The organism is Pelagimonas phthalicica (genome assembly GCF_004364805.1).
GTDB classification, from domain to species: Bacteria; Pseudomonadota; Alphaproteobacteria; order Rhodobacterales; family Rhodobacteraceae; genus Pelagimonas; species Pelagimonas phthalicica.
In genome coordinates this window covers 223,939-245,626 of the sequence record NZ_SOAP01000003.1, presented here as the reverse complement: position 1 = coordinate 245,626, position 21,688 = coordinate 223,939, and the positions used below count along the sequence as shown (strand labels likewise).

Below are 21,688 nucleotides of genomic sequence, written 5' to 3'. Positions count from 1 at the left end.
CCGCCAACAATTTTGAACACGCGTGATTTGCCGACTCAGACCAACCGCGCTAGTTTACACAACATCCTGCGGTCCCCGACACCATGAGAGGCAAATATATGACCAAATTCACGCATCTCATCAAACTCAGCGTCGGCTCGGAAAGCGTGGACACCCTGGCAGACTGGCAAAGGCAACGTGCGGCCGAGCTGCCAGATGGCCTGCCCCGCCATGTCACCCGCATGTGGCCCAAACGCGAGGCCGAGATCCTCGCCGGTGGCTCGATCTATTGGGTGATCAAAGGCGTGATCCAATGCCGCCAGCGCGTCTTGCGACTGGACGAGGTCATCGGCGAAGACGGCATTCGCCGCTGCGCCATTATCCTCGACCCCGAGATCATTCGCACCACCACCGCCCAACGCCGCCCGTTTCAGGGCTGGCGTTACCTCTCGCCCGCTGACGCCCCGCCCGATCTCAGCAGCTCAGCCCGTCATGAAGAGCCCCTTCCCGCCGAACTGGCCGGAGCCTTGGCCGAGATTGGGGTGATCTAGAGCTCATCTTTGTCCGGCGTCAAAGCCCGCTAACCCCAAACCCTCTAAAATACCGCGTGGAAACACGCTTTGGAGAGGAAAGAGGGGAAGCATGAAACGCATTTTGATGGGGGCCGTGCTGAGCATGGCGGCGACACTGGCGCAGGCAGATGAGCTGATCGGCAGCTATGTCGCCTATATCGGGCAGGATGATCTCTACAATTCCCGCGGTGCGCGGCTGACGGAGCCGTGGCAAGTGCTGCGTCAGGACCGCGCCAATTACCACCGTTTTGGCATCAGCCAGGCGGGTGATGAATGGGATCCGTTCTTTGGCAGCATGGAAAATCGCGGCATTATGGAGCGGATGATCATGAATGGTTCGATCGAACCCTCTGCTGCGCGCATTCTGGTCAATGGCGGCGCGACGGTTTTTGTGCGCATCTATGGCAGCGGCGGGCGCGGTCGCTATGTGAATGTGCGTGTGGTGCACTGAGCCTAGCCCTGCCCCTTGCCGCGCAGCAAATACCAAAGACAGGCCGGGATCTCGCGCAGCCAGGATTTAATCACACGGTGCCAGGCTGTCCCGGCCATTGCGGGGCAGCTTGCCCGAGCCCTAATGCCCAGACGTCGCGCCACCAACTTGGCACGGGGCGCATGATAGCGGTCGGTCACGATGACGGCGGTTTCAAACCCGTTCGCAGCCATCATCGCCTTGGAAAACCTTAGGTTCTCCTCGGTGGTGGAGGCTTGATCTTCTTGCAGGATTGCCGGTGCCGGAACCCCGGCCTCTCGACATAGGCGCGCGATCACCTCCGCCTCGCTCGGAGGGTACTGCCCCAGCCCGCCAGAGCCGATAATCGTGCCAACCTCACCTGCCTGGTACAGTTTGGCGGCGTACAAGGCGCGGCGGCGCAGGGTCGGCGAGGGCCGACCATCGGGCCAGACCGCCGCCCCAAGCACAATGGCCACCGGCCGCTTATTCAAATCCTCTTCCATATCCGCAGATAAACACAGCATCTGTGCATTGCCCATCCTCACCCTAGCAATCTGCGCGGACCGGGTTAGGTTAGCGCTCAAAGGAAAGGGAAACGCAGATGACCGAAGAGTATACCCCACCCAAGGTCTGGACCTGGGACAAGGAAAATGGCGGCCAATGGGCGTCGCTGAACCGCCCCATCGCCGGGGCCACCCATGACAAAGAGCTGCCCCGTGGTGAGCACAAGTTGCAACTGCACTCGTTGGCGACTCCGAACGGCGTCAAAGTCACCGTGATGCTCGAAGAACTGCTCGAAGCCGGACATGACGCGGAATACGATGCCTGGCTGATCAATATCGGCGAAGGCGACCAGTTTGGCTCGGGCTTTGTAGATGTCAATCCAAACTCCAAGATCCCGGCCCTGTTGGATTATTCCGGTGACGAACCGGTGCGTGTGTTTGAAAGCGCCGCGATCCTGATGCATTTGGCTGAAAAGTTCGACGCCTTTCTGGGCAAGCCGGAAAATCGCGCCGAAATGCTCAGCTGGCTGTTCTGGCAGATGGGTAGCGCGCCTTATCTGGGCGGCGGTTTTGGCCATTTCTACGCCTATGCGCCCTACCCGATGGAATACCCGATCAACCGCTTTGCGATGGAAGTGAAGCGTCAGCTGGATGTGCTGGACAAGCAATTGGCCAAGAACACATTCATCTCGGGTGAGGATTACACCATTGCTGATATCGCCATTTTCCCGTGGTATGGCAATCTGGTGATCGGCAACCAGTATAATGCGGCAGAGTTCCTGCAGGTGCACGAATACGAAAACGTGATCCGCTGGGCGAATGAGATTGCGGCACGTCCTGCGGTACAGCGGGGCCGTATGGTCAATAAGAGCTGGGGCGAAGAGCATGAGCAGCTGCGCGAGCGTCACTCGGCGGCAGATTTCGATGCCCGGAAGGAAAAAGCGCCCGCGGAGTAACGGGCAAAGATCCTGTTGGCAAAAATTTCGTCAACGGAGTTGCCGGGGGCTTTGCCCCCGGACCCCCAGGATATTTTTGGCCCAAAGAAACCTAGGGTCAGATGGTTCCGCTCAGACGCTCAGTTTATCGCGCAAAGCGTCCAAGGCGACGCGATCTGCGCCTTCTGGCTTTGCAACCCGGCTGCGAAACAGGGTCGCTTGTGAGCGCAGAACCGGCTCTTCCTCAAGGATCTTGAGGTGGTTGGCGCGCAGGGTTTCACCGGATGAGGTGATGTCAGCCACCGCTTCCGAGGTCAGGTTCTTGATCGTGCCTTCGGTTGCCCCCTGACTGTCCACCAATTGGTAATCGGCCACACCCGCGTGATGCAGATATTGCCGCACCAGGCGGTGGTATTTCGTGGCAATGCGCATGCGGAACCCGTGGGCTTCACGAAAGGCCGCCGCCGCCGCATCGAGATCATCCAGCGTGTTCACATCCACCCAGCAATTGGGCACGGCCAGGATCAGATCCGCATGGCCAAAGCCGAGCTCGGCCAAAGGTTCAACCTTTTGATCCCATTGCACCAGCTTTTCCTGGATCAGATCCATCCCGGTCACGCCCAGATGGATATGGCCCGCCGCCAGCTCACGCGGGATTTCCCCGGCTGAGAGCAGCACCAGTTCGACGCCATCGACCCCGTCAACAGCCCCGGCATATTCGCGATCCGACCCGGTGCGTTTCAGCCCGACACCGCGCGCGCCAAACCAGTCAAAAGTCTTTTCCATCAGCCGCCCCTTGGACGGCACCCCCAGTTTGAGGCTCATGACCGCCCCTCCAGATCAAGCAGAACACCCGGGCGGATCACGCCGCCAACAGCCGGGATTTCCCGGCCCTGCCCGAGATGGCGGGTCAGAGCGTCATAGCGCCCGCCCGTCGCCACCGGCGGCGTTCCCAATTGGTTGGACAGGAAGCCAAAGACAAACCCGTCATAATATTCCATCGAGCTGCGGCCATAGCTGGCCTCGAAATCAAGCTGCTCAACTGCCACACCCCGTGCCGCCAAGGCCTCGCAGCGGCGGGCAAACCGTTCGACCGCGCCGGAAATGGCGGGCAGGTCGACGGCGATGTCGCGCAGATGTTCTAGGGCAAAACTGCAAGTCTCGCTGACTTTGAGGATCGCCTCGATCAGCTCCACCTGGCCTTTGGACAGATGTGGTTCCTCGGCGTCGGTGCGCAGAACCGCGATGCGCTCGGCAATTTCCGCCTCGGAGCGCAGGCCGATTTGCGGCCCGCGATCCGCCATCGGATCCGCCGAGGCCAGCAAAGCCGCGCGCGAGGGCGGCACCGGGGCGCGACCCGAAAACCGATCCAGCAAAGCGCGGAACCGGCGCGGACGCCAGATATGGCGCATCAACGCCTTGCGCCGCCGCTCGGACGTGTCCAACCCCTGCACAGCCGCCGTCAGAATGCCGATATCGCCGGTCACAGCGCGCAAGCCATGCGGGGCCAGCACCTGTTGGAACAGGGCAAAGACCTCGGCATCCGCCGCCTCTGGGTCTTCGCGGTCAAAGACCTCATAGCCCACCTGAACATATTCCGAGGCGCGTTCGGGATGCTCTTCCTGACGGCGGAACACCGCACCGCTATAGGTATAGCGCGCCGGTTCTGCCCCCTCATCCATATGTTTCTGCACCACCGGCACGGTAAAATCCGGGCGCAGCATCACCTCGCCCCGCGCCGGGTCCGAGGACATATAGGCGCGGGTGCGCACGTCTTCGCCATAAAGGTCTAGAAAAATTTCAGCCGGAAGCAGGATGTCGCAATCGACCACCTCAGCCCCCGCCGCCTCAAAGGCAGCGCGCAATGCAGCGGCCTTGGCGTTGATCTGTTTCAGGCTCATGCGTGCAGGTCCAGGATCTCGCGCACCTTGGCGACCAGTTCGCCGCGCGGCACTTCGTATTGGCTTGGGCGCTCTTTCCATTCCTCCAGCGTGGCATTCTCAGCAATCTGAGCGCCAAGGATCAGGTCCTTGATCTGCACCACCCCATTGGCATGTTCATCGCCACCCTCGATCACCGCAACCGGGCTTTGGCGTTTATCTGCATATTTCAGCTGATTGCCAAAGTTCTTGGGGTTGCCCAGATAGACCTCGGCGCGAATACCGGCATTGCGCAGCTCGGCCACCATGCTCTGGTAATCGGCCATGCGGTCCTTATCCATGACCGTGACAACCACCGGCCCGGTGACCTTGCCACCAATACGGCCCTTTTCGCGCAGGGCCGCCAGCAGACGGTCAACACCAATCGAAACCCCCGTCGCAGGCACCGCCTGCCCGGTAAAGCGCTTGACCAGATCGTCATAACGCCCGCCCCCCGAGACCGAGCCAAACTGACGTTTGCGCCCCTTCTCATCGAGGATTTCAAAGGTCAGCTCGGCCTCAAACACCGGCCCGGTGTAATAGCCCAACCCGCGCACGACACTCGGATCGATCTCGATCCTGTCCGACCCGTAATTCTGGGCGGCCAAAAGATTGCCAATCTTTTCCAGCTCAGCCACGCCTTCCGCGCCAATGGCGGATGATCCAATTGCGTCGCGCAAATTGGCAAAGGTCTTGGCGACATCGGCATCTTTCGAGGTCAAAAACGCAATCACCGGCTCTGCCTGATCTTCGCTCAGCCCGACACCGTCGATGTAAGCGCCCGAAGCATCCAACCGCCCCTTGCCGAGCAGCTCGCGCACACCAGCCTCTCCGACCTTGTCGAACTTGTCGATGGTGCGCAGCACATCGGCGGCCTGAGCCTCATCGGTGACGCCCATCGCCTCCAACACGCCGTTCAACACCTTGCGGTTGTTCACCCGCACGACATAGTCACCGCGTGGAATGCCCACACGCTCCAGCGTGTCCGACAGCATCGCACAAATCTCGGCATCGGCGGCGACATTGGCCGCGCCAACCGTATCCGCATCACACTGATAAAACTGACGATAACGCCCCGGCCCCGGCTTTTCATTGCGCCAGACCGGCCCCATGGCATAGCGGCGATAGGGCAACGGCAGGTCGTTGCGATACTGCGCATAAACGCGGGCCAAAGGCGCGGTCAAATCATAGCGCAACGCCATCCAGGCATCATCTTCGTCCTGCCAGGCAAACACACCCTCATTTGGGCGGTCGACATCGGGCAGGAACTTGCCCAGCGCTTCAACCGTCTCAACAGCCGAGCTTTCCAGCGCATCAAACCCGTATTGATGGTAGACCTCGGCAATCGTTTTCAGCATATGGGCGCGCTCGGTGACTTCTGTCCCGAAATAGTCGCGGAACCCCTTGGGCGTCTGGGCCTTGGGGCGTGGTGCTTTTTTCACTTTTGCCATTGTCTCATCCGGCTTGATAAATCCGATGCGCCCCCTCTACCTGCCCCGATGGCTCGGGGCAAGCAAACAGGGGGATTTCAGCCTTTGCGGCTGAGTTTCCAATGCACGATCAACGCACCGACGCAGGCAAAAACAATACTTGCCAGCAGAATGTCGAGCGCCAGCGTCGTGCCGGTGCTCCAGATTTGGTTTTTCAGCAGGACCAGCAAGCAAGCCAGGCACACACAGATCAAGAAGGCAGTTTTCATCTCCAAACCCTTTCGGACAAAGTTGCGATGCCCTCATTGGAGCGGTCTGTCAGCCTATAAGCATTGGCAGCGGTCGCTCCCTTGGGGCGAAAGCCACCAAAGCAGTTCATCCTATTGAAACGAATCAAGAAAACACTGAGCCAATTCAACCCAGATCAACTATAGCCTATTATATATTTTAAAATTATGCATATTTTACAGAGGTATAGCCGATTATATCTTTTGCTCTTTGTGAAATAGGCTATTCGACGCTAGAATGCGTCAACATGATCTATGCAACACTTGAAAGACGTACAACCACGTAGACTGCGCCACCATAGCTAAGTGCGCATTATACTAGGCCGCGCAAAGCTAGAAAGGCTCCCAAGATGGCACATGACGGCGTTCCCGCCGATTCCCTGCGCCAAGACGTCAAAGAGTTGGTAAACCAGCTCGATTCCTGTGTTATGCCTCTACGTCGCTTTGTGGACGATTATCATGCCGCCGGTTGCCCTGCGGCTCTTGAGCGTGACTATAACAATGTCCTGCAAACAATTCAAATCCTTAACGAAACCATTCCTGTCAATCAGCAAAATGTGACCGATCAAACACAGAAGATCCCTCCTGCGCCGACCTCCCCTCCGCCTGCTGACAAAGCCAAAACAGCAAAGAAAGACGCCAAGATCGCCGCCTTTGTAATCTTGTTTCCTGTCGCTTTCCGTCAGGAACAGAAGCGGTCGATCAGCCAGGACCAGATTTTCGATCTGCTTTGCAAGTTCGATCCCACGCAGCGCGACAAGCGACCCAGCTTTACCGCCAAACTGGCCAATTACCGCAAGCCGCCGAAAAAATTCCTGTACTGGGTTGATGTCGAGGACATCCACATCAGCGAGCCGGGGTTGGTGGAACTCAGGCGGCTTTACGCAATTGTGCGCGAAAAAGGCGGCAACTTCGAAGAGGCGCGGCGGCTCCTCGAAAAATTTGCTGGAACCAGGCTTGAAGACATGACCAGCCTTGCCGCATAGCATGTGCAGGCAATCCCAAAGGGCATATCATGACCGACACCACCCATCTCGAAGAACGTATCGCCCATTTGCTACGGGTGGTGGATGATCTCTCGGACACCGTGGTGCGGCAGGATAAAGAGCTTAAGGTGCTTTCAGATCGGGTGCTGATGTTAATGCAGCGCGAGGCTGAACGGGAAGCCGAGGGCGGCGGTGGCATTGTCATCGGAGATGAACGCCCGCCGCATTGGTAGGGCCTTAGCCCCGCCCCAAAGGTCAGGATTTGATATCCATCGCCTCCAACTGCCCGTCATGCAGCAGGAAATTCTTCCAGCGCGGGCTGCCGCCAAAGCGTTCGTAAACGGTGACAAACACGGTGGTTTTCGCCAGCTTGCTCATTTTGGAGCCACAGGGCTTGCCCTTGCCCACGCGACAAATCCGCGATTTTACCCGCTCATAGGCATCATCCGTGCTCGAGGTCGACACAGCCTTGCGCGCGGTGCCATAATGGATCGCCTCATAGGTCTCAGGCGAGGCAAACAGCACCAAAGCCGCCGTAAAGACCCGCGCGCAGCCATCGTCAAACCCGGTCAGATAAAAGCTGCGCTGCCCGGTGCCGCCCGGCGCGCTGTCATAAAGGGTATAGCCCCGGCCCTTATCCGGCCATTGATCCACCTTGCTGCCCAGCTGCGATTTCGGCACCTTGCAGACCCGCGCGATCTGACCATAGGGCAGCGAGGTGCCCATCGCCACTTGCTGATAATCTGGATCACCGGGTTTCGGAGCATTGGCAGATTTGCGTTTCTTGGGGGTGCTGTCCGAGGACGACCCGCCGCCCAACCGGAACAAACCACGGCGTTTCTTGGGGGTCTCCGGTTCGACCGGGGCCACAAGGGCTGCGACTTGCACGGGTTCTTCTGCTTCAGGTACCCCCTCTGGAGCATCACCAGTATCCGCCACCTCCAGGACAGGCTCCTCGCTCGCGACGTCAATCTCAGCCTCAACCGGTGCGCTTTCCTTGGCTTTTTCGGCGCGACGCCCCAGGAACCCCAGCAAGCCACCGCGCGGTTTGTCTTCGGCCACCGGCTCCGGGCGCGCCTCGCCGATGACATCGGCAATGGCCGCATCCACCGGATCTGCCAGCGCATCCGCCTGCCCAGCCGCCGGGTTGACCTCAACATCCTGCAATTTGGGAACGTCCCTTAACGGATCGCCACAGCCCGCCAATACGGTTGCAACCGCCAAAGACAATAATACGCGCTGCATCAACGCCCCCTTTATTCCCACCGGGACGTCTTAGCCCAATCCGCCCCCTCGCGTCCACAAACCCAATGGATAGGGTGGCAAGATTTCGCGAGACAGGTCTCCGAGAATTCGGAACCGCAATTTTATGGCCCCGGATTGCTTGCAATCCGGTTCTCACCCGACCCCGCCCCCAGGGCGGGTGCGAAATCTCTTCCGTAAATGTACCCTACGGCGTTTTACAAATTTAGGGCAATCGCCACCCCGGATAGCCCGCCCCGGTCTCGGGTGCGAACCTCTGTCGCTCTGCTAATCTTGCGCGCGCCGGTTAAAACTCCTCGACCGCCAGCACACCATCCAGCGATTTCACCGCGCCGCGGGTTTCGGGCGTCACAGGAAAGGCCTGTTTCAGGTCCAGCTCCACCTCTCCCGGCAACCCGTGATCGTTCAGGCAAATATGCACCGGGCCGCGCTGTGCCTTTGGCATCTGCTCTTTGGCGCGCCCAAGCACCGAGGCGATCTGCTGCAAGGCCATGGCGTTTTCGACAAAAATCCGCATCCCCGCGACGGTGTTGCCGCTGACCGCATTCTCAACCGGCATCACCGAACGGCCCAGCAATTTCAGCTGGTCACTTTCCATCGTTGCCTCCACCGTGATCACCACCTTGGACCCGGTATCAAGGTATTCCCGTGATTTTTCCAAAGCTTCCGAGAACAGCGTCACCTCATAGGCCCCGGTCGGGTCGCTGAGCTGAGCAAAGGCAAAGCGGTTGCCCCGCGCGGATTTGCGTTCCTGCCGTCCAGCAACAACCCCCGCCAGCTTGGCCACCAGCGGCGCGCCTTCGGCCTTGGCCGTCACCTCGTCCAAGGTCATCACATCCGAGCGTTTCAGCGCCACCATATAGTCATCCAGCGGATGGCCCGACAGGTAGAACCCAATCGCCTTGAACTCCTCGGCCAAACGCTCAGCAGGCAGCCAATCGGGCACCGGCGACATGCGCGGCTCGGGCAGGTCATCCCCGGCCTCGCCAAACAGCGACACCTGCGCCGAGGCGCGTTGTTCATGGATCGCGGTCGAATAGGCCACCAGCGCATCCAGACTGTCAAACACCCGGCGGCGGTTGCTGTCGAGAATATCAAAGGCCCCGGCCCGCGCCATCATCTCTAGCGGGCGCTTGCCAACTTTCTTCAATTCCACCCGGCGGGCAAAATCAAAGAGCGAAACAAATTGCTGGTCGCCTCTCGCCTCAGACACCAGATTCATCGCCTCGACGCCTACATTCTTCAACGCGCCCAGCGCATAGACCAGCTCTCTGTTCACCACATCAAACGTCGCCAAAGACCGGTTCACACAAGGCGGCACATAGGGCAGTTTCAACCCCTTGCGGACCTCTTCGAAATAGATCGCCAGCTTGTCCGTCAGGTGAATATCGCAGTTCATCACCCCGGCCATGAACTCCACCGGATGGTTCGCCTTCAGCCACCCCGTTTGATAGGACACAACCGCATAGGCCGCCGCGTGGGATTTGTTAAAGCCGTAATTCGCGAACTTCTCCAAGAGGTCAAAGACCTCCGAGGCCTTCTTGGCATCCACGCCATTCTCTCCCGCGCCCTTTTCGAACTTGGGCCGCTCGGCATCCATCGCCTCTTTGATCTTTTTACCCATGGCGCGGCGCAACAGGTCCGCCCCACCCAGACTATACCCGGCCATGACCTGGGCAATCTGCATAACCTGTTCCTGATAAACGATAATTCCCTGCGTTTCTTCAAGGATGTGGTCAATCAGCGGATGGACCGAGGTGATCTCCTTCAGCCCGTTTTTCACCTCACAATAGGTTGGAATATTCTCCATCGGGCCGGGACGATACAGAGCCACAAGCGCAACAATATCCTCGATACAGGTCGGCTTCATCCGCTTCAGCGCGTCCATCATCCCGGTGGATTCCACCTGGAACACCGCCACGGTTTTCGCCGCTGAATAGAGCTTATAAGTTGCCTCATCATCCAGCGGGATGGCGTTGATCTGGTTCTCGGCCCCTTCGGCAGGTTCATAAAGCTGCGCGCCATCCGCAGCCGTGTGCAGATCCCGCCCGGATTTGAAAATCAAATCCATGGCGTTCTGGATCACCGTCAGCGTCTTCAAACCCAGAAAGTCGAACTTGACCAGCCCGGCCTGTTCCACCCATTTCATATTGAACTGGGTTGCGGGCATGTCGGATCGCGGATCGCGATAGAGCGGCACCAGCTCATCTGTGGGCCGATCCGCAATCACCACCCCCGCCGCGTGGGTCCCGGCGGATCGCAGCAGCCCCTCAACCTGCATCCCGTATTTCAGCAGCCGGTCAACAACCTCTTCGTTCTTCGCCTCATCGCGCAGCCGTTCCTCTTGCTGCAAGGCTTGCTCAATCGACACCGGTTTGACCCCCTCAACCGGGATCATCTTGGACAGGCGATCCACCTGCCCATAGGGCATCTGCAAAACCCGCCCCATATCGCGCACCGCCGCCTTGGACAAAAGCGCCCCAAAGGTGATGATCTGCCCAACCCGATCCGCGCCATATTTGTCCTGCACATATTTGATCACCTCCTCGCGGCGATCCATGCAAAAGTCGATGTCGAAATCCGGCATCGACACCCGTTCCGGATTCAAAAACCGTTCAAACAGAAGGCTGTAGCGCAAAGGATCAAGGTCGGTGATCGTCAGCGCATAAGCCACAAGCGACCCCGCACCGGACCCCCGCCCCGGCCCAACCGGAATGTCATTATCCTTGGCCCATTGGATAAAATCCGCAACGATCAGAAAGTAGCCGGGGAACCCCATGCCCTCGATGATGCCCAGCTCAAAATCCAGCCGCTCCTGATACTCTTCCACGCTCGCCGCATGTGGGATCACCGCCAAACGTTTCTGCAACCCCTCATTGGCGATGCGGCGCAGCTCGGCCACCTCATCATCGGCAAATTTCGGCAGGATCGGATCACGGCGATAAGCCATAAAGGCACAGCGCTTGGCAATCTCAACTGTGTTCTCCAGCGCCTCAGGCAGATCCGCAAACAGCACCGCCATCTCCTGCGGCGTCTTCATGTAATGCTGCGGGGTCAAACGGCGGCGCGGCTCAATCTGATCCACATAGGCCCCTTCGGCGATACAGATCATCGCATCATGGGCCTCATACATCTCGGCCTTGGGGAAATAGACATCATTGGTCGCGACCAAGGGCAAATCCATCCCATAGGCCATCTCGATGAAGCCGCGCTCAGACAGCCGTTCAGCCTCGGGTTTGCTGCCATCCTCCTCCGGATGACGCTGCAATTCCACATAAAGCCGGTCGCCAAAGATCCCCTTCAGCCGGGTCATCAAGCCCTCGGCCTTCTCCCGCTGCCCCTCGCGTAGCAACATCCCCACCGGGCCATCCGGACCGCCAGACAGGCAAATCACATCCTCGCTGAATTCCTCCAGCTCGCTCAGCGTCACATAAGGCAGCTCACTGCCCGGCCGCATATAGAGGCACGAGTTCAGCTTCATCAGCATCTCATAGCCGCGCTCCGTCTGCGCCAGCAGCACCACCCCCGCCGGGGGTTTGGGCCGCTCGCCCGGGGCCGGATCAACATAGCGCAGTGACACCTGGCACCCCATGATCGGCTGCACCCCCGCCCCGGCCGCCCCAACGGAAAACTCCAGCGCTGAAAAGAGGTTATTGGTATCAGTCACCGCCACCGCAGGCATGTCCATACCCGCAACAATGCCCGGCAATTTCTTGAGCCGCATGGCCCCCTCAAGCAGGGAATATTCAGTATGGACGCGCAGGTGGATGAATCGTGGCTCAGTCATGCGCGCCAGTCTATGCGCCCGCCCAGACCACGAAAACCCCGAAAACGGCAGGCCCCTAAAGCGGGACGGTGGGCGGGGCGATTTGCGCAGCAAGAGCGGCGCTCCCGGCCCCAGCTCAAACCGCCCAAATTTTCATCGCCACCACCCCTCCCGCCAAAAAAACACACTTTTCCCTTGCCTTTTTCACCCCTCCGCCCCTAGCCTGACCAACAGAACAGGGATCAGCGCGTTTTCTACGTCGCATCGAGGGCGCGCACTCTGACCACAACATTTGTACGGTCAGGGCATTTGGTAAGGCGACAGGCACAACCCATGAATATCACCTTTCTTCTGAACGGAGAGAGCGTGGAGCTGAGCGGCGTATCCCCCGACGCCACCCTCCTGAATTGGCTGCGCAAAAATCGACACCTCACCGGCACCAAAGAAGGCTGCAACGAGGGCGATTGCGGCGCTTGTACCGTTATGGTCACCGATGAAAACGGCCCCCGCGCCCTGAATGCCTGCATTCTCTTCCTGCCGCAATTGCAGGGCAAGGCCGTGCGCACCGTCGAAGGCCTCTCCACCAATGACACGCTCCACCCGGCGCAACAGGCGATGATCGACCTGCATGGCAGCCAATGCGGCTTTTGCACGCCCGGCATCACCGTCTCCATGGCCGTGGCGCATTTGAATGATGATCAAAACCACGACGATGTGCTGGCCGGCAATCTCTGCCGCTGCACCGGCTATGCCCCGATCATCCGCGCCGCAGAAACCCTCGTGGACAAACCCAACCCCTCCTATCCCGAAACCGCCCCCGGTTTCTTTGGGCCTGAAATATCCTCGGGGGGAGGCGACAGCCGGGGGGCAGACGGCCCCCCTCCCCCCGCGCAATCCCCCACCAACTCTGACGAATTGGCGCAACTCTTTGCGGCCAACCCCGACGCAACCCTGATCGCCGGGGCCACGGATGTCGGGCTTTGGGTGACCAAACAACACCGCCCCGTCACCCCGGCCATCTTCCTCAACCGCTGCGCCGATCTTCGGGAAATCAGTGAAACCGAGACAGATTTCCGCATCGGTGCCATGGTCACCATGGATCGCTTTCACGCCCTTATGGCCACCCCCTTCCAGTCTTATGCGGAAATGCTGCGCCGCTTTGCCTCCACCCAGGTGCGCAATGCAGCGACCTTGGGCGGCAATATCGCCAATGGCTCGCCCATCGGTGACAATCCCCCGGCTCTGATCGCGTTGAACGCCGCGCTGCATCTCCGTTTGGGCAACAGCCGCCGCACGCTGCCGCTCGAGGACTTCTTCCTCGATTACGGCAAACAAGACCGCGCCCCGGGCGAATTTGTTGAGGCGATCACAATCCCGAAACAGCCCGACCGGCTTAGGGTCTACAAACTCTCCAAACGCTTTGATCAGGACATCTCAGCGGTGCTTGGCGCGTTCAACATCACCGTCACCGATGGCACCGTTACAAATGCCCGCATCGCCTTTGGCGGCATGGCGGGCATTCCGAAACGCGCCTCTCACGTGGAAACCGCGCTGATCGGTCAGGTCTGGGGCGAAGAGGCGATTGCCGCCGCCTGGCCCGCCTGGGAGCAGGATTTCACCCCGCTCAGCGATATGCGCGCCAGCGCTGACTATCGCCTGAGCAGCGCGCGCAACATGCTGTCGCGCTATCTGTTACAAGATCTCGGGGCCGCCACCGATGTGCTGGAGGTGACCCCATGAGCGTTGCCCGTTCCCTCCCCCATGACGCCGCGCGCCTGCATGTGACCGGTGCCGCGCGCTATGTCGACGACATCCCTGTGCCCGCCGATTGCCTGCATCTCGCCTTTGGCCTCAGCCAAATCGCCTGCGGCAGGATCACCTCGATCAATCTCGACGCCGTGCGCGCTGCACCGGGCGTTGTCGGCGTCTGGCTGGCCAATGATTTGCCCTCGGATTGTGATTGTTCCCCTTCGGTGCATGACGAACCGATGCTGGCCGGTGATCAGATCTCTTATCTTGGGCAGCCGATCTTTCTCGTCGCTGCCACCTCGCATCTTGCGGCGCGCCGCGCTGCGACGCTGGGTGAAATCACCTATGACGAAGCCCCGGCATTGTTGACCATTGATGAGGCCCTTGCCGCCAGCAGCCAGTTCGACGGCTCGCCGCGTATCTGGAGCAAAGGCGACGCCAATCAGGCCATCGCCTCGGCCCAGCATCAGATCGAGGGCGAGATCGAGATGGGCGGACAAGAGCATTTCTATCTCGAAGGTCAGGCCGCCCTGGTCATGCCGCAGGAAAATGGCGACATGGTCGTGCACAGCTCGACCCAGCATCCCAGCGAGATCCAGCACAAGGTCGCCCATGCGCTGCACCTGCCCATGCACAGCGTCCGGGTCGAGATTCGCCGCATGGGTGGCGGGTTTGGTGGCAAGGAAAGCCAGGGCAACGCGCTGGCCATCGCCTGCGCCGTTGTCGCCGCCGCCACCGGGCAACCGGCCAAAATGCGCTATGACCGCGATGATGATTTCATGATCACCGGCAAGCGCCACGATTTCCGCATTTCTTACCGCGTTGGCTTTGACGAGACCGGGCGGCTGACAGGCCTTGCCTTTCGCCAATATACCCGCTGCGGCTGGGCGCAGGATCTGTCCTTTCCGGTGGCGGATCGGGCGATGCTGCACGCGGATAATGCCTATTTCGTTCCGGCCATGTCGATCGAAAGCCATCGTTTGCGCACCAATACCCAAAGCGCCACCGCCTTTCGCGGCTTTGGTGGCCCGCAGGGCATGTTGGGGATGGAGCGGGTGATGGATCACATCGCGGCTGAGCTGGGGCTTGATCCCCTTCAGGTGCGGCGAGTGAATTTTTATGAGGGAGGGGGGCTGTCTGCCCCCCGCTCGGCCATGCCGAGCCCCCCCGAGGGTATTTCTGGCCCAAAGAAACGCAATGAGACGCATTACGGCCAGCAAATCGACGATTTTGACCTGGATGAGATGGTCGCGCAATTGGCGGAAGGTTGTGACTACGCCGCGCGGCGTCAGCGCGTGGCGGACTGGAACGCCGCCAATCCGGTGTTGAAGCGCGGCATCGCGCTGACCCCGGTGAAATTCGGCATCTCCTTTACGCTGACCCATCTCAATCAGGCCGGGGCGCTGGTGCATGTCTATCAAGACGGTTCGATCCAGCTTAATCACGGTGGCACCGAGATGGGGCAAGGGTTGTTCCAGAAGGTGGCGCAGGTTGCTGCCAGCGTCTTTGGCCAGCCCATGGAGGCGATCCGCATCACCGCAACCGATACCGGCAAGGTGCCCAACACCTCGGCCACCGCCGCCTCGAGCGGGTCTGATCTGAACGGCATGGCGGTGAAACTGGCCTGCGAGACCATTCGTTCCCGCATGGAAGCGCATCTGGGCGATGAGGTGCGTTTCGAAGACGGGGTTGTTTTTGTCGACGGCAAGGATATTTCCTTCGCCGAAGCCGCCAAGCGCTGTTACGAGGGGCGTGTCAGCCTCTCGGCCACCGGGTTTTACAAAACGCCCAAGCTCAGCTGGGACCCAATTGCCGGACAGGGGCGGCCGTTTTTCTACTTTGCCTATGGCGCGGCTTGCAGCGAGGTGGTGATCGACACGTTGACCGGGGAAAACCGCATCCTTCGCTGTGACATCCTGCATGATGCCGGGGCCTCGCTGAACCCGGCGCTGGATATTGGTCAGGTTGAGGGTGGCTTTGTTCAGGGCGCGGGCTGGCTCACCACCGAAGAACTGGTCTGGGATGCCAAGGGGCGACTGCGCACCCATGCGCCCTCGACCTACAAGATTCCCGCCTGTTCTGACCGGCCCGACATCTTTAACGTCGCGCTTTGGGATCGCGCCAATGGCGAGGAGACGATTTATCGCTCCAAAGCGGTGGGTGAGCCGCCTTTCATGCATGGGATTTCCGTGCTGATGGCGCTGTCGGATGCAGTGGCAAGCTGTGGGTCGGGATACCCGGATCTGCACGCCCCCGCCACAGCGGAACGGATTTTGGGCGCGGTGCAAAAGGTGCGGGATGGGCATTGATCTGAATGCCATAAGCGCTGCGGTCGCCGCCCATGGGCGCGTTGCCCGTGTGGTGATTGCCGAGATTGCAGGGTCGTCCCCGCGCGAAGTTGGGGCCGCGATGCTGGTCTGGCGCGAGGGCGACAGTGTCAGGCAATCGGGCACCATCGGCGGCGGGGCTTTGGAGTATCAGGCCGCCGCACGCGCGCTGGAAACCAGCGGCCTCAGCCGCCATGCGCTTGGCCCCGAATTGGGGCAATGCTGCGGTGGGGCGGTGACGCTTTTGACCGAGCATTTCGACGCCGCGCGGCTGCACAGCTTGCAGGCGGATGAGGTGCTGGCGCGGCCCATAGGCGCGCAGAGTGACAAGCCCCTTGCCGTGCAGCGCTGTCTGGATCGCGCCCGTGCGCAAGGCACCCGGCCTGAGCCGCAGTTGATCCAGGGCTGGATGATCGAACCGGTTGAAAAACCACAACAAGATCTGTGGATCTGGGGCGCGGGCCATGTGGGGCGTGCCTTGGTCAACACGCTGCATCCGCTGCCGGAATTCGCCATCACCTGGGTGGATACCGCGCCGGATCGCTTTCCTGAGCAGATCCCGGCCAATGTCACCCAGCTCCCCGCCCGCGCGCCGCATCTGCTCATGCCCCATGCGCCCGAAGACGCCGCGCATCTGATCCTGACCTATAGCCATGAGCTGGACTTTCAGCTCTGTCACGCGGCCCTCACCCATGGGTTCAGTTTCGCCGGCTTGATCGGGTCAGACACCAAATGGGCCCGCTTTCGCAAACGCCTCACCCAGCTTGGCCACGACCATGCGCAAATTCAGCGCATAACTTGCCCAATTGGTCAAAAATCTCTCGGCAAACACCCGCAGGCCATTGCCATCGGCGTGGCGGCCCAGCTAGTCACATTGCTAAACAAGGAGGACACCGCGTGCAGGACACACTCCTCAGCATCAACGGGCTGACCAAGGCCTATCCCGGCGTCATCGCCAATGACAATGTCAGTTTTGACATTGGCAAGGGCGAGATTCATGCGCTGCTTGGGGAAAACGGCGCTGGCAAATCGACGCTGGTCAAGATGATCTATGGGCTGGTGAGCCCGGATAAGGGCGCGATGACCTGGAATGGCGCGGCTTTTGCACCGCCCAAACCCTCGGCCGCGCGACAGGCCGGGGTCGCCATGGTGTTCCAGCATTTCTCGCTCTTTGACGCGCTCAGCGTGGCGGAAAACGTCGCCCTTGGCATGGAGAACCCGCCCAAACCCCGCGATCTGGCCGCGCGTATCCGGCAGGTCTCGGAACAATACGGGTTGCCGTTGGACCCGTCGCGCGATGTGGCCAGCCTGTCCGCCGGGGAACGGCAACGCGTTGAAATCATTCGCTGTCTTTTGCAAGACCCGCGCCTGTTGATCATGGATGAGCCCACCAGCGTCTTGACCCCGCAAGAGGTCGACATCCTGTTCGAAACCCTGCGCAAGCTGAAATCCGAGGGCACCTCGATCCTCTATATTTCCCACAAGCTTGAAGAGATCCGCGCGCTCTGTGATCACGCCACCATCCTGCGTCACGGCAAGAATGTCGGCACCTGCACGCCCGCCGAAACCTCGGCGCGGCAAATGGCCGAAATGATGGTGGGCAGCAGCTTTGCCACGCCCGAGGCGCGTGATGTGCAGCTCGGGGATACGGTGCTCAAGGTCACCAACCTCTCGCTGCCCGCGCTGGACGGGATTGGTACGCCGCTGCGCGATATCTCGTTTGAACTGCGTCAGGGCGAGGTGCTGGGCATTGGCGGGGTTGCGGGCAATGGTCAGGACGAGCTGCTGATGGCCCTGTCCGGCGAACGCCTCTCGCAACCCGGCAGCGTCGCCTTTCAGGGGCGCGATGTCAGTCAGGATGGCCCCGGTGCGCGCCGCCTGCCCGGCCTGCTCTCGGCCCCCGAGGAACGCCTTGGCCACGCCGCCGCCCCGGATATGAGCCTGACCGAAAACGGAGTCCTCACCGCCGGCCACCGCGCCGGGCTGGTCTCAAACGGGTTTATCGACTGGGGCAAGGCGCGCAGCTTTGCCGAGGATGTCATTGCCAAATTCGACGTGCGCACGCCCGGGCCTCAGGTCGCGGCGCGCGCCCTATCGGGGGGCAATCTGCAAAAATATGTGGTGGGGCGCGAGATCGTGCAAAAGCCCGACCTGCTGGTGATCAACCAACCTACCTGGGGTGTTGATGCGGCAGCGGCGGCGGCCATTCGCCAAGCCCTGCTTGACCTCGCCCATGGCGGGGCCGCCATTTTGGTGATCAGCCAAGACCTTGATGAGCTTATGGAAATTTCCGACCGCTTCGCCGCCCTGAACGAAGGCCGCCTGTCCGAGCCACGCGCCGTGCAGGGGCTGGATATGGAGCAGATCGGTCTGATGATGGGCGGAGCCCATGACATGGAGGTCGCCCATGCTGCGCCTTGAAAAACGCCCTGAACCCTCCCGCGCCTGGGTGGCTTTGTCGCCGCTTTTGGCGGTGGCGCTGACCATGATCGTTGGCGGCGCGCTGTTCTCGATGCTGGGGGCCAACCCGTTCGAAGCGATCCGCACGATCTTTTGGGACCCGATATTCAGCCCGCAATTCTCGGGCTTTACCCGCCCGCAATTGCTGGTCAAAGCCGGACCGCTGATCCTGATTGCCATTGGCCTGTCCATCGGCTTTCGCGCCGGGATCTGGAATATCGGGGCCGAGGGGCAATATATCATGGGCGCGATCTGTGGCGCCGGGGCGGGGCTGGCGCTCTACCCGTCTGAAAGCCCGCTGATTTTTCCGCTGATGCTGCTCTTTGGCGCTTTGGGTGGCTGGGCCTGGGCGATGATCCCGGCCTTGCTCAAGACCAAGCTGGGCACCAATGAAATCCTTGTGTCGCTGATGCTGGTCTATGTGGCCGAGACCATTCTGGCCTCTGCCGCTTCCGGTTTCCTGCGCAATCCCGACGGCATGGGCTTTCCCGGCTCGCGAAATTTCAAGGAATGGGGCAACGTCCATAATGGTGAGCTGATCGCCAATACCGGGCTGCATTGGGGCGTGGTTGCCGCCTTTATCGCGGTGATCGGGGCCTATGTGCTGTTCAGCCGCCATATCCAGGGCTTTAACATCCGCCTGACCGGAGACGCCCCGCGCGCTGCGCGTTTCTCGGGCGTCAATCCCACCCGGATCGTGTTGTTCTGCCTTGGCATGTCCGGGGCTTTGGCTGGCATGGCCGGGTTGTTCGAAGTCGCGGGCCCCGCCGGTCAGATCACCATTGATTTCAACGCAGGCTATGGCTTTACCGCGATCATCGTCGCCTTTCTGGGCCGTTTGAACCCGATCGGCATCCTGCTGGCGGGCCTGCTGATGGCGCTGACCTATATCGGCGGAGAGCTCGCCCAACTGATGCTCGGCGTCCCCGGCGCGGCAATCCAACTCTTTCAGGGCATGCTGCTCTTCTTCCTGCTGGCGACGGATGTGTTCAGCAATTACCGCCTGCGTCTGGCCAAGAAGGAGGTAGCATGAGCGAATACCGTCCTTTTTCATTGACCCTTGCCTTTTTCTTCTTGGGCACGGCGGCGGTCACAGCTCTGCTTCTGTCAACCCCCGTCGGCGCAGCGCTTTTGGTCTTCGGTGGTTGGACGATATCCCTCGAAGCTTTCCTCAATGTTATGGTCTATTTCCTTGTCGGGGCGGCTGGCCCTTTAATGGCCCTATTCATGGTTCGTGACATGAAACGGGACTTCGTCCAAACCCTCCTCAAGATGCTGGCTGCTTGGTTTGTTTTTTTAGTCGCGACCGCCATCGCCTTTGAGATCGCACAGGAGGCTTTCTAAATGGACCTAAGCTCAATCTCCCCCATTCTCCTCGTCGCTTCGATCATGGTTTCGGCCACGCCGATCATGCTGGCCGCCATTGGCGAGCTTGTGGTCGAAAAATCCGGCACGCTGAACCTCGGGGTCGAGGGCATGATGATCACCGGCGCGGTGGTTGGCTTTGCCGCTGCGGTCAACACCACCTCTCCGCTGGTCGGCTTTGCTGCCGCTGCCGGGGCGGGGGCGCTGCTTAGCCTCGTCTTTGCCATCCTGACACAATATCTGCTGTCCAACCAGGTCGCCACCGGGCTGGGCCTGACCCTGGCGGGGCTTGGCCTCTCGGCGCTGCTGGGCAAACCCTATGAGGGGATCAAATCCCCCACCCTGCCCAAGCTCGACCTCGGCCCGCTTTCCGATATTCCCGGCCTTGGCACCATGTTCTTCAAACATGACATCATGGTCTATCTCTCGATCCTGCTGGTCATCGCGGTCTGGGCCTTTCTGAAATACACCCGCGCCGGGCTGATCCTGCGCGCCGTGGGCGAAAGCCATGACAGCGCCCATGCGCTTGGCTACAAGGTTGTGCGCGTGCGCATGTTGGCGATCCTGTTTGGCGGTGCTTGCGCAGGGCTTGGCGGGGCTTACCTGTCCCTCGTGCGCGTGCCGCAATGGACCGAAGGCATGACCGCAGGTGCGGGCTGGATCGCGCTGGCCATCGTGGTCTTTGCCTCCTGGCGGCCCTGGCGCATCATGGTGGGGGCCTATCTCTTTGGCGGCATCACCGTGTTGCAACTCAACCTCCAAGCCGCCGGGGTCAAGGTGCCGGTGGCGCTGCTTTCGGCCTCGCCCTACCTTGTCACCATTCTGGTGCTGGTCATCATCTCGGCGCGCGGCGCGCATGGGGCTCCTGCCTCGCTTGGCCGGTCGTTCCACGCGTCAAATTAGGGATACAGGATGGCGATAGAGATGGACAAAAAGCAACGTGTTGCCCTGGCGCTGGAAGGGTTCGACCCGCGCTATGGCAAACTGCCTTTGGCCTGTCTGCATGTCGCCATTGTCCTCTCGGCCTTTACCATCACGCTGCAGAGCATGCCGGGCAAGGATTCACTCACCGTACAGATCCTGACCGGGCTCGAGGTCATCCTGCTGGCGATCTTCTGCGCCGAATTCCTGCTCCGCCTCTGGAGCGCCGAAAGCCGCCTGGGATACATCTTCAGCTTCTGGGGCCTGATCGACCTGCTTTCGATCCTGCCCGCGCTGCTGTTTTTGTTCCCAAACAGCGAAGTGCTGCGCACCCTGCGTCTCATGCGCATTTTCCGCCTGCTGAAACTGCTGCGCATGCGCCGCGCCATTTTGCGGCTGGAACATGCCCTATCCTCCAACCGCGAGGAAATGATCCTGTTCGGCGTGCTGGCCGCGATCACGCTTTTCCTGGCCGCTGTCGGCATCTACCACTTTGAAAAAGACGCCCAGCCCGAGATATTCGGATCAATCCCGCAAAGCGCCTGGTGGGCGATTGCGACATTAACAACAGTGGGTTACGGCGATGTTTATCCAGTTACCACTGGCGGGCGCATCTTTACTGCGATAACTCTTTTAATCGGATTGGGGATTGTGGCGATCCCTGCGGGCCTGATCACCTCGGGCCTGCTGAATGCGCCAGAAGAAGACCCTGACGATCTGGAAAACGATCTCATCAACCGGGACAAACCTGAAACCACCAATGGGGAAAACTGAC

General features: G+C 60.3%; 20 protein-coding genes. 13 read left to right on the top strand and 7 right to left on the bottom strand.

What is annotated here, in order from left to right:
- Positions 1–98: 98 nt before the first annotated feature.
- Both CLV87_RS19315 and CLV87_RS19310 read left to right on the top strand, forming a co-directional pair.
- Positions 99–530, top strand: coding sequence for a DUF1489 family protein (locus CLV87_RS19315; protein ID WP_099249360.1), 432 nt, complete (start codon positions 99–101; stop codon positions 528–530).
- Positions 531–621: 91 nt separating this feature from the next.
- Complete coding sequence (locus CLV87_RS19310; protein ID WP_099248801.1) at positions 622–1,002, top strand: hypothetical protein; 381 nt, start codon at positions 622–624, stop codon at positions 1,000–1,002.
- A gap of 2 nt (positions 1,003–1,004) precedes the next feature.
- On the opposite strand, the gene CLV87_RS19305 is transcribed toward CLV87_RS19310, so the two are convergent.
- Positions 1,005–1,526 (bottom strand): YdcF family protein, encoded by a 522-nt coding sequence (locus CLV87_RS19305; RefSeq protein WP_235871995.1) that lies wholly within the window; start codon positions 1,524–1,526, stop codon positions 1,005–1,007.
- A gap of 77 nt (positions 1,527–1,603) precedes the next feature.
- Here CLV87_RS19305 and yghU point away from each other — a divergent pair, with 77 nt between their 5' ends.
- Positions 1,604–2,461, top strand: coding sequence for a glutathione-dependent disulfide-bond oxidoreductase (gene yghU, locus CLV87_RS19300; protein ID WP_099248798.1), 858 nt, complete (start codon positions 1,604–1,606; stop codon positions 2,459–2,461).
- Positions 2,462–2,572: 111 nt separating this feature from the next.
- Here yghU and hisG read toward each other — a convergent pair whose 3' ends face one another.
- The 4 genes from hisG to CLV87_RS23955 form a co-directional block, all read right to left on the bottom strand.
- Entirely contained in the window at positions 2,573–3,265 is a 693-nt protein-coding gene (hisG, locus tag CLV87_RS19295; RefSeq protein WP_099248796.1) for an ATP phosphoribosyltransferase, read from the bottom strand.
- On the bottom strand, positions 3,262–4,341 hold the full coding sequence (locus tag CLV87_RS19290) for an ATP phosphoribosyltransferase regulatory subunit (RefSeq protein ID WP_099248794.1): 1,080 nt from the start codon (positions 4,339–4,341) through the stop codon (positions 3,262–3,264). Before CLV87_RS19290 ends, hisG begins: the two co-directional genes overlap by 4 nt.
- Complete coding sequence (gene hisS / locus CLV87_RS19285; protein WP_099248792.1) at positions 4,338–5,810, bottom strand: histidine--tRNA ligase; 1,473 nt, start codon at positions 5,808–5,810, stop codon at positions 4,338–4,340. Before hisS ends, CLV87_RS19290 begins: the two co-directional genes overlap by 4 nt.
- Positions 5,811–5,887: 77 nt before the next feature.
- Positions 5,888–6,058: a hypothetical protein gene (locus CLV87_RS23955; protein ID WP_166652797.1), complete on the bottom strand. Its 171-nt coding sequence runs from the start codon at positions 6,056–6,058 to the stop codon at positions 5,888–5,890.
- Positions 6,059–6,426: 368 nt separating this feature from the next.
- On the opposite strand from CLV87_RS23955, the gene CLV87_RS19280 reads away from it, so the two are divergent.
- Together CLV87_RS19280 and CLV87_RS19275 are read left to right on the top strand one after the other, a co-directional pair.
- Positions 6,427–7,062 (top strand): hypothetical protein, encoded by a 636-nt coding sequence (locus CLV87_RS19280; protein ID WP_099248790.1) that lies wholly within the window; start codon positions 6,427–6,429, stop codon positions 7,060–7,062.
- 29 nt (positions 7,063–7,091) lie between these two features.
- Positions 7,092–7,295, top strand: a complete 204-nt coding sequence (locus CLV87_RS19275; RefSeq protein ID WP_099248789.1) for a SlyX family protein — start codon at positions 7,092–7,094, stop codon at positions 7,293–7,295.
- Positions 7,296–7,317: 22 nt separating this feature from the next.
- On the opposite strand, the gene CLV87_RS19270 is transcribed toward CLV87_RS19275, so the two are convergent.
- Positions 7,318–8,307, bottom strand: a complete 990-nt coding sequence (locus CLV87_RS19270) for a hypothetical protein (protein ID WP_133840848.1) — start codon at positions 8,305–8,307, stop codon at positions 7,318–7,320.
- Between the two features lie 304 nt (positions 8,308–8,611).
- The gene (gene dnaE, locus CLV87_RS19265) at positions 8,612–12,112 is read right to left on the bottom strand and encodes a DNA polymerase III subunit alpha (protein ID WP_099248785.1); all 3,501 of its coding nucleotides are present in this window, start codon (positions 12,110–12,112) and stop codon (positions 8,612–8,614) included.
- A 312-nt stretch (positions 12,113–12,424) separates the two neighbouring features.
- On the opposite strand from dnaE, the gene xdhA reads away from it, so the two are divergent.
- From xdhA to CLV87_RS19225, 8 genes are read left to right on the top strand one after another with little or no spacing between them, the layout of a single operon-like run.
- Entirely contained in the window at positions 12,425–13,831 is a 1,407-nt protein-coding gene (gene xdhA, locus CLV87_RS19260) for a xanthine dehydrogenase small subunit (protein ID WP_099248783.1), read from the top strand.
- Positions 13,828–16,149, top strand: a complete 2,322-nt coding sequence (gene xdhB / locus CLV87_RS19255) for a xanthine dehydrogenase molybdopterin binding subunit (RefSeq protein WP_099248781.1) — start codon at positions 13,828–13,830, stop codon at positions 16,147–16,149. The genes xdhA and xdhB overlap by 4 nt, the downstream gene beginning before the upstream one ends.
- Positions 16,139–17,098, top strand: coding sequence for a xanthine dehydrogenase accessory protein XdhC (xdhC, locus tag CLV87_RS19250; protein ID WP_099248779.1), 960 nt, complete (start codon positions 16,139–16,141; stop codon positions 17,096–17,098). Before xdhB ends, xdhC begins: the two co-directional genes overlap by 11 nt.
- Positions 17,065–18,588, top strand: a complete 1,524-nt coding sequence (locus CLV87_RS19245; RefSeq protein WP_099248777.1) for an ABC transporter ATP-binding protein — start codon at positions 17,065–17,067, stop codon at positions 18,586–18,588. The genes xdhC and CLV87_RS19245 overlap by 34 nt, the downstream gene beginning before the upstream one ends.
- Positions 18,575–19,660 carry an ABC transporter permease gene (locus CLV87_RS19240; RefSeq protein WP_099248775.1) on the top strand — a complete coding sequence of 362 codons (1,086 nt, stop codon included), beginning with the start codon at positions 18,575–18,577 and terminating at the stop codon, positions 19,658–19,660. The genes CLV87_RS19245 and CLV87_RS19240 overlap by 14 nt, the downstream gene beginning before the upstream one ends.
- Positions 19,657–19,971: a hypothetical protein gene (locus CLV87_RS19235; RefSeq protein ID WP_099248772.1), complete on the top strand. Its 315-nt coding sequence runs from the start codon at positions 19,657–19,659 to the stop codon at positions 19,969–19,971. Before CLV87_RS19240 ends, CLV87_RS19235 begins: the two co-directional genes overlap by 4 nt.
- Positions 19,972–20,895 carry an ABC transporter permease gene (locus CLV87_RS19230; protein ID WP_166652796.1) on the top strand — a complete coding sequence of 308 codons (924 nt, stop codon included), beginning with the start codon at positions 19,972–19,974 and terminating at the stop codon, positions 20,893–20,895. It abuts the gene before it with no gap.
- 21 nt (positions 20,896–20,916) lie between these two features.
- A complete protein-coding gene (locus tag CLV87_RS19225; RefSeq protein ID WP_099249354.1) occupies positions 20,917–21,687 on the top strand; it encodes an ion transporter in 771 nt (256 codons plus the stop codon).
- Position 21,688 lies beyond the last annotated feature (1 nt).

Bases quoted from the DNA above. Each gene is read 5' to 3' on its own strand.
- CLV87_RS19225 (WP_099249354.1), top strand. From the start codon at position 20,917: ATGGACAAAAAGCAACGTGTTGCCCTGGCGCTGGAAGGGTTCGACCCG.
- CLV87_RS19305 (WP_235871995.1), bottom strand. From the start codon at position 1,526: ATGCTGTGTTTATCTGCGGATATGGAAGAGGATTTGAATAAGCGGCCG.
- CLV87_RS23955 (WP_166652797.1), bottom strand. From the start codon at position 6,058: ATGAAAACTGCCTTCTTGATCTGTGTGTGCCTGGCTTGCTTGCTGGTC.
- xdhA (WP_099248783.1), top strand. From the start codon at position 12,425: ATGAATATCACCTTTCTTCTGAACGGAGAGAGCGTGGAGCTGAGCGGC.
- CLV87_RS19270 (WP_133840848.1), bottom strand. From the start codon at position 8,307: ATGCAGCGCGTATTATTGTCTTTGGCGGTTGCAACCGTATTGGCGGGC.
- CLV87_RS19235 (WP_099248772.1), top strand. From the start codon at position 19,657: ATGAGCGAATACCGTCCTTTTTCATTGACCCTTGCCTTTTTCTTCTTG.
- CLV87_RS19290 (WP_099248794.1), bottom strand. From the start codon at position 4,341: ATGAGCCTGAAACAGATCAACGCCAAGGCCGCTGCATTGCGCGCTGCC.
- yghU (WP_099248798.1), top strand. From the start codon at position 1,604: ATGACCGAAGAGTATACCCCACCCAAGGTCTGGACCTGGGACAAGGAA.
- hisS (WP_099248792.1), bottom strand. From the start codon at position 5,810: ATGGCAAAAGTGAAAAAAGCACCACGCCCCAAGGCCCAGACGCCCAAG.
- CLV87_RS19230 (WP_166652796.1), top strand. From the start codon at position 19,972: ATGGACCTAAGCTCAATCTCCCCCATTCTCCTCGTCGCTTCGATCATG.
- CLV87_RS19280 (WP_099248790.1), top strand. From the start codon at position 6,427: ATGGCACATGACGGCGTTCCCGCCGATTCCCTGCGCCAAGACGTCAAA.
- xdhC (WP_099248779.1), top strand. From the start codon at position 16,139: ATGGGCATTGATCTGAATGCCATAAGCGCTGCGGTCGCCGCCCATGGG.
- dnaE (WP_099248785.1), bottom strand. From the start codon at position 12,112: ATGACTGAGCCACGATTCATCCACCTGCGCGTCCATACTGAATATTCC.
- hisG (WP_099248796.1), bottom strand. From the start codon at position 3,265: ATGAGCCTCAAACTGGGGGTGCCGTCCAAGGGGCGGCTGATGGAAAAG.
- xdhB (WP_099248781.1), top strand. From the start codon at position 13,828: ATGAGCGTTGCCCGTTCCCTCCCCCATGACGCCGCGCGCCTGCATGTG.
- CLV87_RS19240 (WP_099248775.1), top strand. From the start codon at position 18,575: ATGCTGCGCCTTGAAAAACGCCCTGAACCCTCCCGCGCCTGGGTGGCT.
- CLV87_RS19315 (WP_099249360.1), top strand. From the start codon at position 99: ATGACCAAATTCACGCATCTCATCAAACTCAGCGTCGGCTCGGAAAGC.
- CLV87_RS19310 (WP_099248801.1), top strand. From the start codon at position 622: ATGAAACGCATTTTGATGGGGGCCGTGCTGAGCATGGCGGCGACACTG.
- CLV87_RS19275 (WP_099248789.1), top strand. From the start codon at position 7,092: ATGACCGACACCACCCATCTCGAAGAACGTATCGCCCATTTGCTACGG.